Here is a 16122-nt window from a genome sequence, read left to right on the forward strand (position 1 = left end):
GCCTGCCGGTGATTCTGAAGCCAGCCATAGGCAGCGGCAGCATCGGTGTGCGATTATGCAGCACCGTCGATGAGTTAGCCGAACATACCACCTACCTATTGGGTGGGAAGCACATTTGGCGATCTTCGCCGAGGATACTTGTTGAAGAATACGCGAATGGTCCGCATTATATCGCTCAGATAATGGGAAATGAGGTCGTTGCGATTGCCGCCGCTGACTACGGCCCCCCACCGCATTTCGTCTTTCATAGCGGCACCCAGCCAGCCTCGCTGACAGATGACGAGCACGAGCGAATCGCCGACGTTTCGCTGAGCTGCTTGCGAATTCTCGGCCTTGGCTGGGGTCCCACGAATGTTGAACTCCGGTGGACGAAGCTTGGCCCTGTCGTCATTGAAGTGAATCCGCGACTTTTGGGCGGGACGGGTTCTCAATTGGTTCGGCTGGCTTATGGAGTCGATCTTATCACCGAACACATCAAGCTTGCCGTCGGCCACGAATGGGATTTGCGCAGAAGGCATTCACACATTGTGGCCGTCCGGGTCCTAATTCCTGACCGTGATGGCATCGTCGATTGGATCCATGGCGGCAGTCAGGCTGCTGCTGTACCGGGTGTCGCAGAGGTGCAATTTTGTGTCGAGCCCAATACCCCTATCGTGAGGAAAGGCGACTATCGAGATCGCATGGGACATGTCATAGCCGCTTCACCCGACCGTGTCCGGACCGAGGCGATAATTCAGCGTGCGGTGAACTTAATCAGTTGGTCGATCTCTCCATTTCCGTGAACAAAGACAATCATCAGCCCCTCAAGTCGCCGCACCAGGGGAAGCTATTGAAGAGGAAACTTGTAGTGCAAAATCAAGTGCGGTCGTCGCAAAGTGAATGATACCTAATTTTGTTTCTGGGAACCTCTAGGCAATTGAACTTATCTGCGGTGGACAATTGTCTTCTGATTTTTTGCGGCGGCTATGTCGCGCGAGTAATTCCCAGGCCACAGCAAGAGGATAGCCGCGGTGTTAGAGCAACCAGCCCTGCCCCCCCCTCCGCTCGTCGGACCCCGTTCTGCCGAGACTTTCGGCCGGGCGCGCAGGGTTTTCCCGGACGGCACCACGCGGATCACTATCGAGCGCGATCCCATTCCCCGCTACATGCATCACGGAGAGAGTGCGTTTCTTGTCGACGTTGATGGCCGTCGTCTCCTAGACCTCAACGGCAACTTCACGACCCTCATCCATGGCCACGCCTTCCCGCCCGTGATCGAGGCCGTGACGCAGCAGCTCAGAAGCGGATGCTGCTTCGCCAACCCGACCGAGATTGAAATCGATCTTGCTGAGCTTCTCTGCGCCCGAATTCCGCATCTTGACCGCATCCGCTTCGTCAATACCGGTACCGAGGCGGTCATGTTTGCGATTAAGGCGGCGCGGGCGTTCACGGGACGTCCCGCCATTGCCAAGATCGAGGGAGCCTATCACGGCGCCTACGACTGGGTCGAGGTCAGCCAGGCTGCAACGCCTCAAACGTGGGGCGATCCCGAACATCCCGCGCCCACTCTTTCTTATCGCGGCATGCCGCCAGCTGTGCTCGATGACGTTGTGATTTTGCGCTTCAACAACGCCGAGGGCGCGCGCCGGCTGATCACGGAACATGCAGGGCGTCTCGCAGCCGTCCTCGTTGATCCCATGCCGAGCCGCAGTGGGCTCATTTCGCCCACGCCGGATTTCGTATCCGCCATCCAAGAGACGGCCCGTCGTCACGGTATCCTTGTTATCAGCGACGAGGTTCTCAACCTCCGACAGGGTTACGAAGGCGCCTCTGCGCTCTATGGGCTCGCCCCCGATCTCTTCGCGCTCGGCAAGATCATTGGCGGCGGGCTCCCCATCGGCGCGATCGGAGGCCGCAGCGAGGTGATGGCAGTCTTCGAGGCCGCATCAGGCGGTCCTGCTCTGCCGCAGGGCGGCACCTTTTCAGCCAATCCGCTCTCGATGGCAGCAGGACTCGCCGCGATGGAAGCCCTCGACCGCGCTGCCTTCGATTACCTCGAGCGGCTGGGGGACAAACTGCGAAACGGGCTCGAACGCATCATCGCGCGGCACGGCGCCCCTTTCAGCGTCACTGGAGCCACTTCCCTCTTTCGCCTTCACCCGCGGCGCAAGCCGCCGCGAGAGTTCCGAGAAAGTTTCCTTACCCTACAGGAGGTGGCCGTGATGACGGAATTAACTCGCTTCTTCGCCACGGAAGGCATCATTCTGCCCAAAGCGGCCGCCGCTTGCCTCTCAACACCGATGGGGGAGGATGAGATCGCCTTCGTCGCAAATGCTTTCGACCGCTTCCTAATTCAGCGCGCGGCGCTCCTCGACACTATCACGGGTTAGATCATGGAAGAAACCGTCGCACAGGCGATCGCGCGTGCGTTGAAGCCCTTGTTTGGCCAGAGCCTGCCGTCTGCCGTCCTCCTCGCCTGCGGTACGATTGGCATCCCGCCAGCTCGCCTACCGGCAGGAGAAGATGGGGGGCGCCATGGCAGACGACTTTGAACGCGTCTTAAGCAGGATTGCAGTGGTTACCACCCAAAACGGGCCGCCCGCGGCCATCCTCGTGCCATCACTTCCGGAGGCTTTCAAGGCGAGCCTGTCGGAACGCGCACCAACCAGAATGGAACAGACAGTTGGCGCCAGATCACGCCTGGCGCGTGCAACATCCATATCGGCGTCGATCCAACCGAGGTCGGTTGCACCTACGAGGCGCTGTGCCTCGTGGTCCATGCTGCGGTCACGATCAACGCTCTTTGTCAAATCCTCCAACACATCGACCTGTGGCGCCGCCGCGCCGATGGTACGCAACTGCGTGTCCGTCGTCGTAATCGTGCTAAAGAATGGCGTGCTCGGCTTCCAAAGGCATGCCGAAGCAATGCCGTTAGGACCCTGTACGAGCGCCTGCCATTTCGCTCCAGTCGACCACGCAGCAATCGCCCGGGCGTGCGGTTGCGGCGCGACCGTCGTCAGGGTACCGGACGACATAGGGCCTGCTCTCGAGGCGCTCGCCTCTGAAAGGCCGTGGCTAGTCAAGGTCGTCGCCGCCCCCAACGCCCATCCTGCTCTTTCCCTTTTCGGCGGCGCGGTTGACCAGAACGTCGTGCGCGACGTGGGTTCCGTTTGATGACGACAGAAAACACCAAATCAATGGGCGTTGCGGTCGTCACCGGCGGGGCAACCGGGATCGGGTTTGCGACCGTCGCGCATCTAATCGACGCTGGCTGGCGCGTCGCTTTCTTCAGCCAGACGAGAGAGCGGGTGGAGGCTGCCGCTGTCGATCTACGCGCCCGTTTTCCAGCTTGGAATATCCACGCCGACACGGTCGACCTCCGTGACGAACGCGGCGTCTGCCGGTTCTTCGCCAATGTCCGCGAGCGGTGGGGAACGGTATCCGCGCTTGTCTGCAATGCTGGCTACTCGCCGAAAGGTCCAAACGATCAGCGTGTCGCTCTCGGCCATATGCCGCTTGCCAAATGGGATGATGTTATCCGGGTGAACCTCACGGGCGCCTTCCTCTGTTGCCGCGAGGTGTTGCCCGGTATGGCGGAAGCCCGGCAAGGCCGTATCGTCCTGATCAGTTCACTCGCGGCGCGTACGCAGCCGAAGATCGCCGGAGCGAGCTACGTTGCCTCGAAGAGCGCGCTTGCAGGGCTCGCCCGGTCGATCATGAGCGAATACGCCGGGCTTGGTATCACGGTGAACACGATCTGCCCTGGCCGTGTCTTAAGCAATATGACGGGACCGCCCGAGAGGCCCGGAAACCGCGCTGCACTCGCGCGGATCCCGATCGGCCGGCTCGGCAGGCCCGAAGACATCAGCCGCGTCATTAAGTTTCTTGTTCGCTCGGATTCCGACTTCATTAACGGCGCCATCATCGATGTCAACGGCGGTGAGTTCGCCCCCTCTTAATCTGTCGGCCGGCGGCACAAACCATTCAGTGACGAAGGACGCGGCGCCGGCCACTCCCGCACATTCTGCGCATGCGCGAACTTACGGACCTGCTGCACTAGGGGCCATGGCGAACGCCTGGAACAGGCTGCCTTCGGACAGGGCCGTGGTCAAGCCAAGCGAGCCCTGGCATCACGCGCACGGCGGCGACTTCTCACATCCGAAGGCCACCATGACAGGATCTCGGCCGCGTCGTTCCAAGGACGCCTCATTGGCGGGAGGTGGTGGCCGATAGCGACAGCGGATGCTCGACAGCAGCGAGGACGTGCTCAGCCGTCAACGCCTCGAGGTTTTGGCTTCAGGCGATGCTTCTGGCCGCGCGTGCGGAGAATGAGAGGCTCCGCCAAATCATCAAGGAGTTGCAGCGCTATCGCTTCGGGCCAAGGGCGGAGGGCCTGCCCGAGGACCAGTTGCTTCTGGGCCTGGATGGCCAGCAGGTAGAGGCGGAGGGCTTCGCCGGCACCGAAGCCGCGGACCCATCAAAGCGGTTTGGCGCATTTGCCGCCGCGTCTTCATGGGATGACCTTCGGCGACAATCGATGCGATCGGCGCAACGACGCCCGTCGACATCCGCGATCGAGCCCTGCTGCTACTCGCCACGACGGGCATTCGCAACGGTGAGCTACGCGCCATTCAGCTGCAGGATATCGACTGGCGTGCTGGCGAGGTATCGGTCCGGCGCACCAAGGGCAAGCGGGATCGGGTGGCGCCGCCGCTCGAGGAGACCGGCGCCGCGCTCGCCGACTACGTCCTGCGCGCTCGACCGAAGGTGGATAGTCCGTATCTGTTCCTGTCCTTCACGCCGCCCGTGGCAGCATTCAAATGCGCGTTTGCGACATGGCGGGGTTGAACTCGGGCGAGTCGCAGGTGCGCATCTCCTGCGCCACAGTCTTGCTACCCAGCTCGTCAAGCAGTGAAGGCCGGTCAACGAGGTCGTCGATCTTCTAGGGCACCGAAGCATCAACACAACGCCATTGTACGTAAAGGTCGCCACCTCGCAGCTTGCCGAGGTCGCACTTGCGAACATTCGACCTGTCATGGCAGCTTACGATGGTGAGTGTGCCCGATCCGATACACGTTTTCCGTGCTCTTTGATTCGCCGAGAGCGATGCGGTCGTGAGCGGCAGCTCTTTTTGCGACAAGATGATCAAAGGCATGACGGCTCCGCAAGCAGCCCAGTCTCACGCCGGGCTTTGCGAAGTCGCAGCCTTCCTTTTTCAGCTCATGTTGACCAGTCCCGAGAGCGGGAAGTGTCGCATCCTTCGCATACTAAATGGTTTGCTACATATGGAGTGGCATGACGATTGTTCTAGAATTCAAATTGAATCGGCCCTTTGTACATAGTCTGCCTTCCTAGAATCAGACAAGTGGGCGGGGCGCTTCATAGACGCTGTAACCGAAACGTGATTCGCTCGGCCGGCGGCGGGCGAATCGAGGGACGGCGAATGTCGGGGCCACGCGAGAAGCGCGAGACGGGAGAGCAGGACCTGTTCCGCTCCAGGCTCGACCAGATCATCAGCATGAAGCACGAGCTGGTGCGGCTGGCGGATGCGATCGACTGCCCGATGCTGGAGGAGCGTTTTGGCGCGGTCTATTCGGACGGCCCCCGCATGCCGCCGCTGCCGACCCGGCTGATGGCGGGGCTGGCGATCCTCAAGCACACCTTCAACCTGTCCGACGAGGTGCTGTGCGAGCGCTGGGTGGAGAACCCCTATTTCCAGTATCTCACCGGGAGACGTTCTTTTGCCATACGCTGCCGTTCGACCGCTCGTTGATGACGCGTTGGCGCAGCCGCATGGGCGAGGAGCGGATCGTGGCGCTGTTGCAGGCGAGACTCAGCCTTGCGGTCAAGACCGGGGCGATGAAGCCGGCCGACACGCGCCAGGTGATCCCCGGATCAGTCCGAGGACCGACACCACCGTGCAGCCGAAGAACGTCATGTTCCCGACCGACGCCAAGCTCATCCACCGGGCGCGCGAGCGGCTGGTGCGGCTGGCCAAGAGGACGGGCCTCCATTTGCGCCAGAGCTATGTGCGGGTCGGCAAGCTGGCGCTGATCAGCCACCAGCGCTATGCCCACGCCAAGCAGTTCAAGCGGGCCAACAAGGCGCTGCGCAGGCTCAAGACTATGTCGGCCGGACCATTCGCGACATTGGTCGCCAGATCGCCGGCAATGCGGGGCTGGACGCGCTCTTCAAATGGCCGCTCTACCAGGCCGCCACCGTTCTCCAGCAACGTCAGCGCCAGCGCGTCCGCAAGATCTACTGCCTGCACGCGCACGAGGTGGAATGCATTGGCAAGGGAAGGCGCATATGCCCTACGAGTTCGGGGGGAAGGTGTCGGTGGCCACCACGCTGAAGCGTCCGGGCGGCCAGTTCGCCCTGCATGCAAAAAGCGCTGCCCGGCAATCCCTATGGCGGCCACACGCTCGCAAGCCCATAGAGCATCGGCCACATCAAGGCTGAGCACCGGATGAGCCGCAACTCCTCGCCGGCCAGCAGGGCGACGCCCTCAACGCCGCCGCCGGCTACAACTTCTCCCTCCTGCTCAACTGGTTCACAGGTTTTGTGGCTTCTCATCGCAGCCCAGTCAGCCGAGAGGACTCGAAGCCTGACTAATCTCGTTGTTCACGGACGACTGACAATTCTTGGTGTTCAGTGAGGCTCCTCTGTTGCGGTAAACACGGATTGTCCGTGGATCTGAATCTTATTACAGAGCCGCGCCAAGTCTGACAGATCGTGACTCGCTGTAAGACAGATGCGTATGCCCGCATGGCCCCGAGCGACCGTCGGAAAGAACGTGACGGAAGTGTAAAAGCCATCATCGAATAGGCGTGCTGCGAAATCAATAGCCGCAAATTCATCGCCCACATTAATCATGCGAATTGGCAGAGGAGCGCCTCGCTGATCTGTGTTGATGAGATCGTCGAACAGGGCGATGCGGTCGATCAATTGATCTCGGCGAACCCTGAGCTCGCTCGTGCGGTGGATTTTCGCCGAGGCCATAGCGGCACCGACAGCTGCAACGTTGGGCGAAGCCGAGAAGGCATGCGGAATGGAGTAGCAACGAAATAGCTCTTCTTGATATGCCGTTCCCAGCATGAGCATGCCGCCCGACGCGCCGAAGCCCTTGGCGAGGGACGCCGCGACGATCGTGCGCTCACCTAGCTCGTTGGGTAATTGCGAGCGCGCAAAACCTTCGCCACTTTCGCCAAATAGTGAAATTCCGTGTGCGTCGTCGATGTAAAGAAAAAGGCCATACTTTTCCTGCAACTCAAGAAGCCCTTCGATCGGCGCGAAGCCGCCCATCGAATAGACGCCATCGCAGACGTAAGCGACGATTGGATGCTTGCGGCAAAGCTGCTCCAAAGCATCGAGGTCATTGTGAGGAATTGTCTCGACTTGGGTCTCCTCGGCCACAACTGGCTTATGAAAGGCAAGCGAGGCATGTGCCAGACGGTCGAACACCATGACAGGTCTTTGACCTCCCGTTAAATGTCCGGAGGCGATGATTGGCAGTGCGCCCATGTTGGCAATCATAACCGTCGAGTAAGTAATAATCCGCGCCCCAAAGAGTTGGGAAAGCAATCCCTCAAGTTCACCAACGAGTCCGAAATTCAGGCGCGTGCGTGCACAAGACCAGTGGAGTGATCCGTATTCCTTTATCGCGGCAACCGCGCCTGCAACGATAGCTGGATGATTGTCCAAGCCGAGGTAGCAACAACGTACGTAGTCGGCCATGGTATCGCCTCGACGCTCGCCCTCCGTGATCATGACCGCCCTCCCCTCTAAAGACCGCCCGTAAACACCCATGAGACCACGTTGGTGAGCCCGTTCGAAATGCATTCGCGTCCGATCAATGACCGAAGCGGTGTTGCGGAAATGACTGGCGTTTGCAGCGCCCGCTGTGAATTCCACCGGAGACATTTGGACGTCCTTTCAAAAGTGCATATTTGCGGTAAATTGGCTCCCCAGTCTCACGTGATCCAAATTGCGAACCGCCGAATTCCGATGCGGCTGATGGCCGTCTGATATGATCCCGAAGACACCTTCAGTCTGTCGGATGAGGAGCTGGCGCGCCCTGGGTGGAGAGACCCGAATACCCAGTTCTGGGGTGAAGAGTTCTTCTGCCCTGAGTAGCCGGCGCATCCTGGCACAACGTGCCGCAAAGCCCAGGTTGGAGTTTTCAGCACTAGGTGGAACATGACACCGGAAATGAATCGCGAGACAAGGGAACCGCCACGCGGTCGAGCCCGTCATCGGCGCAATCAAAGCTGAACACCGGAGGGGCGGCACCTGTATCGCCCACAATCAGGACGACGTCGGCGGCGCCTCCCTGGCCACCGCCGACTACTTCCCGCTCCTGCTAGACGGTTCAGGAGCTTTTGTGGCTTCTGTTCGCCGCGGCGCTCCCACTCAGGCCGATATGACCCGCGGTCGGGGACATCCACTCAGGTCCACCAGAGAACAAGATCTGGCCGCGCAAATCCGAAAAAGCAATTCAGCAGCACGCGACGCTTTCCGTTGCCTGATTGACCGGTAACCCCGTGAACGAAGCCGCCATCGATTAGGGCGATATCCCCAGTTTTGAGCTCGAACTCGCGGCAAGGGACGGCCTCCAGATAGGCTGCCGAATAGGGGTATCCAGTGGTCTCCACACCTTGCGATATCCGGTCCGCAACCGTCGGCTTGTGGCTCCAGAGCTTCAGATTGCCGCCTTCCTCAGGCATGCTGGGATAGAGGTTGAGCGCTGCGACCGTATTGTGCGCCACCGCAGAAAGCTCGTAATCATCGCCAGCACGTAAGACTTGAGCGACGTCGTCGTGGGGATCCAAGGAAAACGTGCCTGTGCCCGACCAACTGAGGCCGCGACAAACATTGGCCTGGCCGTGTTCGGAACGCGCTAGCCGCAATTCGATTCCCTGGTTGTGAAGCTCTCGCTTCAACGCCCCGAATACTGCTCGAACCGGGTCAACCAAATTCTTAAAAAGGGCATCGACGTACGGCCGCGCGTTTTCGGCGTCTGCGAAATAGGTGGCTGCATCCTTTCTGTAGTGAGATGCACCGACATATTGTCCGGGCACACCATCTTTACGCTCTCTGAGACCGGAGCTTCCAATAAAGTTCGTAGTGATCTCCTCTGCTACTTCGGTGCTGAAAGCTTGCTTGATGTGCAGAGCGGTGAGCTCACCTTTCAGGACCGAGATGATCTCCGCCGTGTTGATCGACCCGGTCCGTTCTTTGATCGAAACCGGCGAGATGGCTGGCACTTGAGATATCTGACTAGGCATTGTCTTGCTCCTGTAGTGCGTGTTCAAGGATGGTGATGCCACGATCGAGTTCGGCATCGGTGATGGTTATCGGCGGGAGGACTTTGATAACGTCGCGATTTGGCCCCGAGGATTCGATAAGAAGGCCATTTTCGAATGCGACATCGTGCACGCGGCCGACAACTGCCGGTGAACGGCATTTCAGGCCGGCCATCAGACCGCGGCCGCGCTTCTGTTCGATGTATCTTGGAAATTTCGCAACCAGGCGATCGAGGTGCGTTTGCAGCCTGACGGCTGTCCGCTCGACACCTGCAGTAAATTTCCTATCCGACCACATCTTGCACATGGCTCCTGCCGTCACGAAGGCGAAATTGTTTCCTCTGAAGGTCCCGCTATGTTCTCCGGGCTTCCATATATCCAAGTCGGGTCGAATCAGAACGATGGACAACGGACTACCTGAACCGCTAAGGGACTTAGAAAGACAAACAATATCCGGTTCGATTTTTGCAGACTCGAATGAGAAGAAGTCGCCAGTTCGGCCCGCACCTGCCTGGATGTCGTCGACGATAAAAACAATGCCATGCGTGCGGCAAATGCGCTGAATTTCCGTGAGCCACGCTGCGGATGCGGCGTTCATGCCGCCCTCTGCCTGGATGGTCTCCAGAATGATTGCGGCAGGCTTTTCTATGCCGCTCCCCGGGTCGCTCAAAACGCTGTCGATGTAACTGGCGGAATCGAAAGCTTGGCTCGGATAGCCGTCATAGGGAACACGGATCACATCGTGGCGAGCGACGCCTCCCAGTTCCCTGGTTGAGGCCGAGCCCGACACCGCTAGAGAGCCGAGCGACATGCCGTGGAACGCATTCGTAAAGGCCATGACGCTCGAGCGGCCGGTGTATTTTCGCGCCAGCGCCAGAGCCGCTTCGTTGGCGTTCGTGCCGGTCGGCCCAGGAAACTGAATCTTGTATGAAAGGCCTCTGGGTTTCAGGATCCAATCGACGAACCCTTCAATGAAGTCACGCTTTGCCGCCGTATGCATATCAAGCGACAGAAGAATGTTCTCACCGACGAGATATTCAATCGCCGGCGCCATAATATCCGGATTGTTGTGCCCGTAGTTGAGTGCGCCGGAACCCACCAGGAAATCGATAAAGGGCTTACCCGTCTCGTCCCAGATCGTCGCCCCAAGGGCCTTCGTAAAGACGGTGGGGAACGCCCGGCAATAACGACGAACGCTAGATTCATGAGCCGTGAAAGCGTCGGTGTCCATATTAAGTCCTCTGCACATAGTCGTCAAAGAAGAGAGCTGTTTAATGGCTAGTGGTTTGCGGCATATGTTCGTCGTTTAACATTGAAGCAGAATGCCGGAGGCAGCTTTGTTTGGTCTGGGTTTGGTCTGGTGGTGCCGGGATCCTCATTGAATATTGTTGGTTGCGTTGCCCTCCATTCGGATGTCTTCGGGGAATGTGCTGCAACAAGATGGCTTCTAAACCTTCCGCGAAAGCACCGATACTATGGCATCAGGTAGTTGACGTACCCACCCATCGCTGCCCATAGCGCCTCCGCACAAATGAATGGGTCCAAGGAGATCAGCAGGGTCGCGTCGCCAGAGGTTGTGTCGCTCGGCGGTAGCGAAGCCGCTCGCGAGCGCGCTCCTCGATGGCGCCGTAGCGAGCGAGCGGCTTCGCGGCGGTCATCAATATTCGCCGTTCAACCTCGGGCTGCGGACACCAACCTGATTCAAGAAACTATTTGATGACCGATGACACAGCGAAAGCCACGCTCTCTTTGAGAAGAATGCGGATTCCGATCTCTTGCGCGATAACTGGCCCGAGCCGCCGGATCAAAAGGGCGGGGCCGCCGTGGACCCCCTTGACGGAAAGCCCGTTCGTAGGCCAGGCGGAAGCAACCGGGAGACGCGCTGGCGAAGGGCCGCATCGGTTTCGAGAGCGTCAACTACCGCGACGGCAACCATCCCCGGCCGCAGCTGGGGCTGCTGCCTTCAGGCGAGTCGAACAGGAGATCGTCTGGGAGGCTGAAGGCGTTGACGAGGTGGGCCGTGAGTAAGTAATCAAGCGCTGATCGGGATCGACGAACGCTGTTTCCGTCCGACCGAGGTTGACCTGTGATCGGCGTTACCTCAAGGCAGGCAGGCCGACAAGCTCGGTTGGAAGCCGAAGACCCCTTTCGATGTGGTCGAGGCCCACTGCCGCGCCTCACGCGAAAACACGATGGCGTCGCGAGCAGGTGCATTTGTCGTGGGGCCATCCGCATTGCCAGGCACGCCCTCTCGGCCGGCATCCGCCCAGGTCCGGTCGTTTGGATCGGCGAATTCACACATTCTGCAAAGCAGAAAACCATCCGCTCCATTCATGCGGTCGACGATTTCGCGAAAAACTGGCTTTTCAAACAGATCGGAGTAACCCTCATATAGAAGGTTGCCCAATACGTGACTCCGTTCAAAATCCATGCAGCACAGGGTGACGTCGCCGTTTGGAAGAAGAACATTCCGATACTGTCGTTCGTCCACGCAGGTTAGGGCTCCGAGCACTGGCTGACGTGGTGCAACGATCTTAGGGTCGACGCTTCCACCCCTACTGCTCACCGGCCGCGCTTTTATCAGTGCTTCGGTAGGAATAATGTCGGCTATATCTGGGTGGGGCTCGCCCAAGGCCACGAATCGGATCAAGGGGATGTCCGCGTCGACGAGTTGACGAACCAGATCGCGATACTTGTCTCCGACCAGGCGGCTGTTCATGTAGGTGCCGTCATCGAAAACATGGACCACGAATACGCCCAAGCGCAAGGCTTGCAATCGCTGCAGGTCCTGCCCGTTCATTCCCACCAGCGTCGTAAAAATCCTGATGCCATGGCCTTTGGCGAAGGCGTGCTCCACCATTTCGGTGCAGTCCGGATTGAGCCAAGGTTCGGAGTATCCCGCAAAACCAATGTCGACGGAAGTCGGTACGCGGGCCAGACACCGCTTGAAATCTTCAAGACCCAGATGACTCGCATGAGACACTTTTCTTTGCCGGACCGCGAACTTGTCCTGGGGACAATATGAACATCCTACGACACATCCCGTGGTCGTCGTTATCTCCAAAACCCTGCCGGCTGTGTTTGCTGAGCGAAGTTCCGGTAAAATCACTGGTGATTACTCCCATCTACCTCCTGCGAAGCGCCACGATAGTGTACGTGTGCCTTTGGCTTTCTGACACCGCCTGTTGATCCACCGCGGCAACGCGGCCATCTACCCTTTTTCGCAGCCTAAGCCGACCGGTTCGCCGATTTGCCGGGCCGACTCTTCACAAACTTCCAGCGCGTCGGACCAGAGACAGCATTGCAATTTTCGAGGCATCACTCGCTCCGGAGATGTAGCCTCAATCGTCGATCGCTGGCCCGTCGCCGAGATGCGCGCGCAGCACCCTCGAACCCGCCGGAGAGAAGCTTTCTGGATGAGGTCGATCATCCCTTACGTCGAGCGAGTTCCGTGTTCTCATGCGGCTTAACCCTCACACTATATTGCCGCACCTCGACCAGCAAAGGCCGTGCCAGTGCCCTTGGCGCGCAGTTACTGCGTGATAGGCTTCGAAAAGCCCGACAGGCCCAAGACGCTCCGCTGTTTTGAACCCGACATGTTTTCTGACGGCTGTCAGATTTTGGACACACATCACTCATGCGTCAGTCGCTTAAGACAGAATGGCGTGCTGAGTTCTGCAAATTCGCTGAGAGCGGGCGGTCATGACAGGGTGGTGCTCAACGTCACCGATTCCCTGGAAGGAACGCCGCCATGATCAAGACGGAAAGTAAGACCGCCAGCGCTGCCGTCAAAGACATTCTGCTTTGAAACCCGGATAGATCGAACGAGGTGGGTGATGCAGGAGGTGCTCGAGGCCGAGATGGACGAGGCGCTGGGGCTTCGAAGAGCGAGCGCACGCCGGAGCTCTCGGCTATCACGCGCGCTACTACGGGCGGAGAACTAGCTGCGCACCTACGGCGGTTCGATAATCCCAAGTTTCAAAGCTTTTACAACAGCTACCGTTCTGCTGGTCGCATCCAACTTCCGCATTACATTTTTTAAATGGAAATCTATCGTATTTCGTGATCTGCCTAAAATAGTTCCTATTTCCCATGACGATTTTCCTTTCGACACCCAATCAATGCAATGTATTTCTCTCGGAGACAGGTTATGTACTCGTTCCGACGCAGTCGTAGTGTCGAACTTCGTAACCATCCGATGAAACCGCAGCGCGGCCATTTGCAGGTAGGTGATCGTTCTATTCTGCAATTCGCAGTCCGAGGATTGAGCAAAACTCACAAACCTAAAGCTGTCACCAGGGCCATGTAATGGGACGGTAACGCCTGACCTCAAGCCGAATGTTGCTGCTTCGTCCAAGACGCGGCGTCCATCTTCAGTTATGCTTTCATCGGTATACACCTCGCTCCATCGAAAGGGCCCCGCCTCCTTTCGACCTTTCTTGATGAGTGGGTCTATTTTGGCATAGCCCATTCTCGAGTAGCGCTCCTGCCATTCAGCAGGATAATTCCACATCACCACAGAACCCTCTCGGTTCGGCTTGAAAACCCCCTGTTTTGATGCGAGCGGGCCATAGGCAATCCACGGGCAATCGAACTTCAGCGCAAACGCAGACATCCGTTCGAACAACTGTTCGGATTGAGCGATATCATCAGTCATCTCGAGGAATAGGTCTAACTCCACCTGCGGGAGTTCCATGATGCCTCCTTCATTGCGTTCTCATCGGTGCAAAGTTTGCTCCAGCCCAGCCTCGCAACATCCGAAGTCAACGGGACTCGAGCCGGAGTTCCTTTCGCCACCTGGAGTACCCTCAAGAGTCGTGCCAGCTTGCGAGCGAAGCTTCTTCTTCAGGTCGTCAATCGACTGGGGGAGGTACCCAGGAGGCGAACCGAACAGCACTGTGTCGGGGAGCGCACAATCCGACAGTCGAGCATTCGATTGACGGAATATGGGCAGGAACGTATTCGCGGCGCGCTTTTGAAATCAGCACCTAAGTCCCGGGCCTGAGAAAGCTGCATGGCAACTGTACTTATTTGATCGAGGCAACGTGATGCACTCACTCCGCTTATCGGATGGAGAAAGAACAAGTTCACAATTCAATCGATACGTCGACCTTCTTTTCCAATCTCCCGAGCTGGGCAGCCGTAGCAAAAGTATTCGACTGGATCGCGGCTGACTTTCTCCAGGCTCGGTAACCTGCTGAATTTGTCCTTCGGATGTTCCCGCTCAGTTGGCACGACTTTTGAACATCACCGTCGTGAGGCGGCAGGAGCTGCCCGCCAAAATTGATGCTGTTATGGGGGAGGTCGAAAATTCTAGTTTTGTCTTTTAACGTCTTTGGGACCGAGCGTGTTGATGCGCCCGCTTGGAAACTATGAAACGTTTCCCCGTCCATGGACGCGGCGCCACTGGTCGCCACGTACTCGCCTTCACTGTCCGCCACTGGAGCCGGCAGCCGGTGCGGCTCGCGATCATCACGGCTGCGATGCTTGCCTCCACGCTGGCTGACGTGCTGATGCCGGTCTATTCAGGTCGTCTCATCGATGCTGTTGCAGGCGGCGCTGCTGTGGCAGCACCAGCCTGGCATTCGGCCCTTGCAGCCTTCTCTGTACCGATTGCGCTTGCGCTCGTTGCCATCGCCATGCGCCACATCGCCGTCATTGGCCTGAACGATCTTTTGCTGAAGATGATGTCCGATGTCGCGAACGAAGCGTTCTATCATGTCCAGCGCTTTTCGACAGACTGGCATGCGAACAGCTTCGCCGGCTCGACAGTGCGCAAGATAACGCGCGGCATGTGGGCGCTCGACCCTCTAAACAGCACAATATTGGTCGCGCTGTTCCCGTCCTTTATCATCTTGGTAGGTTCGACGGCGCTGCTCGGCTGGCACTGGCCGGTCATGGGCGTGATCTTTGCTTGCGGCTCTCTGATCTATCTAGCGTTTTCGATTTCGCTGTCGCTCAGCTATGTCGCGCCGGCGGCGAGCCTTGCCAACCAATGGGACACAAAGCTCGGCGGCGCGCTTGCGGACGCGGTCAGTTGCAACGCTGTGGTCAAAGGCTTCGGCGCCGAGGTTCGCGAAGACCAGCGGCTTGAAAATATCATGACCAAATGGCGGCACCGCGCGCGCCGGAGTTGGGTGCGCGGAACGATCGTCGACTCAACCCAAGGCGTCACTTTGGTTGCGCTCAGGGTGGCGGTGGTCGGATATGCCCTGCTTCTGTGGTCGCATGGACAGGCAACGCCGGGCGAGATAGCCTATGTTCTCACGTCCTTCATCGTCCTGAAGGGCTATCTGCGTGATGCCGGCATGCATGTCCGCACCGTGCAACGCTCGGTTAATGATATGGAAGAACTGGTGGCCATCCACAATCAGCAGCTGGATGTTGCGGATCGTCCAGAGGCCAAGCCGATCCGGATCACGACGGGCCGCATCGATTTCGAGAACGTCCACTTCCGTTACGCCAACCATCCCCTGCCGATCTATAGCCAATGTTCGCTGTCGATTGAGGCTGGCGAAAGGGTTGGGTTGGTTGGACCTTCCGGTTCCGGCAAGTCAACATTCGTGAAGCTCATCCAGAGACTCTACGACCTGAGCGGCGGCCGGATCCTGATAGACGGCCAGGACGTCTCCGAGGTGACCCAAGAGTCGCTCCGTTCGCAGATCGCGATCGTGCAGCAGGAGCCTATCCTGTTTCACAGGTCGCTTGCCGAGAACATCGCCTATGGCCGGCCTGGCGCGAGCCAGGCCGAAATCGAGCAAGCGGCACGGCTGGCCAGTGCGCATGACTTCATCGCGCCCCTGCCGAAGGGCTATGGGACATTGGTCGGCGAAAGAGG

The 16122-nt window shown here is 58.6% G+C and carries 12 protein-coding genes and 2 pseudogenes; 8 read left to right on the plus strand and 6 right to left on the minus strand.

The features are described from left to right. Both EOA32_RS19730 and EOA32_RS19735 read left to right on the plus strand, forming a co-directional pair. A partial coding sequence (locus EOA32_RS19730) for an ATP-grasp domain-containing protein (RefSeq protein WP_128372638.1) occupies positions 1–782 on the plus strand: 782 nt, incomplete at its 5' end. Between the two features lie 228 nt (positions 783–1010). Next, on the plus strand, positions 1011–2369 hold the full coding sequence (locus EOA32_RS19735) for an aspartate aminotransferase family protein (RefSeq protein WP_245466456.1): 1359 nt from the start codon (positions 1011–1013) through the stop codon (positions 2367–2369). Between the two features lie 117 nt (positions 2370–2486). Here EOA32_RS19735 and EOA32_RS40775 read toward each other — a convergent pair whose 3' ends face one another. Further along, positions 2487–2837, minus strand: a complete 351-nt coding sequence (locus tag EOA32_RS40775; protein ID WP_348526696.1) for a hypothetical protein — start codon at positions 2835–2837, stop codon at positions 2487–2489. Here EOA32_RS40775 and EOA32_RS40780 point away from each other — a divergent pair. From EOA32_RS40780 to EOA32_RS19760, 5 genes and pseudogenes are all read left to right on the plus strand, one after another. Beyond that, complete coding sequence (locus EOA32_RS40780; RefSeq protein ID WP_348526695.1) at positions 2827–3153, plus strand: thiamine pyrophosphate-dependent enzyme; 327 nt, start codon at positions 2827–2829, stop codon at positions 3151–3153. The two genes, EOA32_RS40775 and EOA32_RS40780, sit on opposite strands and share 11 nt — an antisense overlap. 23 nt (positions 3154–3176) lie before the next feature. Continuing rightward, positions 3177–3938, plus strand: a complete 762-nt coding sequence (fabG, locus tag EOA32_RS19745; RefSeq protein WP_245499329.1) for a 3-oxoacyl-ACP reductase FabG — start codon at positions 3177–3179, stop codon at positions 3936–3938. A gap of 344 nt (positions 3939–4282) precedes the next feature. Continuing rightward, a pseudogene (locus tag EOA32_RS40785) lies at positions 4283–4465 on the plus strand (transposase); the annotation flags it as partial. Between the two features lie 119 nt (positions 4466–4584). Continuing rightward, entirely contained in the window at positions 4585–4827 is a 243-nt protein-coding gene (locus EOA32_RS39935) for a tyrosine-type recombinase/integrase (RefSeq protein WP_245466465.1), read from the plus strand. Between the two features lie 595 nt (positions 4828–5422). After that, positions 5423–6594, plus strand: a pseudogene (locus tag EOA32_RS19760) (IS5 family transposase). Positions 6595–6630: 36 nt separating this feature from the next. On the opposite strand, the gene EOA32_RS19765 reads toward EOA32_RS19760, so the two are convergent. The 5 genes from EOA32_RS19765 to EOA32_RS19785 all read right to left on the minus strand — a co-directional run bounded on the left by EOA32_RS19765 (position 6631) and on the right by EOA32_RS19785 (position 13980). Continuing rightward, a complete protein-coding gene (locus tag EOA32_RS19765; protein WP_126080648.1) occupies positions 6631–7902 on the minus strand; it encodes an aminotransferase class I/II-fold pyridoxal phosphate-dependent enzyme in 1272 nt (423 codons plus the stop codon). Between the two features lie 524 nt (positions 7903–8426). Next, the gene (locus EOA32_RS19770) at positions 8427–9266 is read right to left on the minus strand and encodes a hypothetical protein (RefSeq protein WP_126080647.1); all 840 of its coding nucleotides are present in this window, start codon (positions 9264–9266) and stop codon (positions 8427–8429) included. Beyond that, positions 9259–10515, minus strand: coding sequence for a diaminobutyrate--2-oxoglutarate transaminase (gene ectB, locus EOA32_RS19775; protein ID WP_126080646.1), 1257 nt, complete (start codon positions 10513–10515; stop codon positions 9259–9261). The genes EOA32_RS19770 and ectB overlap by 8 nt, the downstream gene beginning before the upstream one ends. Positions 10516–11385: 870 nt before the next feature. Beyond that, positions 11386–12267 (minus strand): SPASM domain-containing protein, encoded by an 882-nt coding sequence (locus EOA32_RS19780; protein WP_245499330.1) that lies wholly within the window; start codon positions 12265–12267, stop codon positions 11386–11388. 969 nt (positions 12268–13236) lie between these two features. Then, the gene (locus EOA32_RS19785; protein ID WP_126080645.1) at positions 13237–13980 is read right to left on the minus strand and encodes a LuxR family transcriptional regulator; all 744 of its coding nucleotides are present in this window, start codon (positions 13978–13980) and stop codon (positions 13237–13239) included. A 676-nt stretch (positions 13981–14656) separates the two neighbouring features. Between EOA32_RS19785 and EOA32_RS19790 the strand changes: the two genes are divergently transcribed. After that, on the plus strand, positions 14657–16122 hold a 1466-nt coding region (locus EOA32_RS19790; protein WP_145971321.1), incomplete at its 3' end, for an ABC transporter ATP-binding protein.

Origin of the sequence: Mesorhizobium sp. M1A.F.Ca.ET.072.01.1.1, from assembly GCF_004023325.1 — a bacterium.
In the GTDB taxonomy this organism is placed as follows: Bacteria; Pseudomonadota; Alphaproteobacteria; order Rhizobiales; family Rhizobiaceae; genus Mesorhizobium.

What these genes read in the sequence shown, in the direction of transcription:
- EOA32_RS40780 (WP_348526695.1), top strand. Translation starts at nt 2,827, where the DNA reads ATGGTACGCAACTGCGTGTCCGTCGTCGTAATCGTGCTAAAGAATGGC.
- fabG (WP_245499329.1), top strand. Translation starts at nt 3,177, where the DNA reads ATGGGCGTTGCGGTCGTCACCGGCGGGGCAACCGGGATCGGGTTTGCG.
- EOA32_RS19765 (WP_126080648.1), bottom strand. Translation starts at nt 7,902, where the DNA reads ATGTCTCCGGTGGAATTCACAGCGGGCGCTGCAAACGCCAGTCATTTC.
- EOA32_RS19770 (WP_126080647.1), bottom strand. Translation starts at nt 9,266, where the DNA reads ATGCCTAGTCAGATATCTCAAGTGCCAGCCATCTCGCCGGTTTCGATC.
- ectB (WP_126080646.1), bottom strand. Translation starts at nt 10,515, where the DNA reads ATGGACACCGACGCTTTCACGGCTCATGAATCTAGCGTTCGTCGTTAT.
- EOA32_RS19785 (WP_126080645.1), bottom strand. Translation starts at nt 13,980, where the DNA reads ATGGAACTCCCGCAGGTGGAGTTAGACCTATTCCTCGAGATGACTGAT.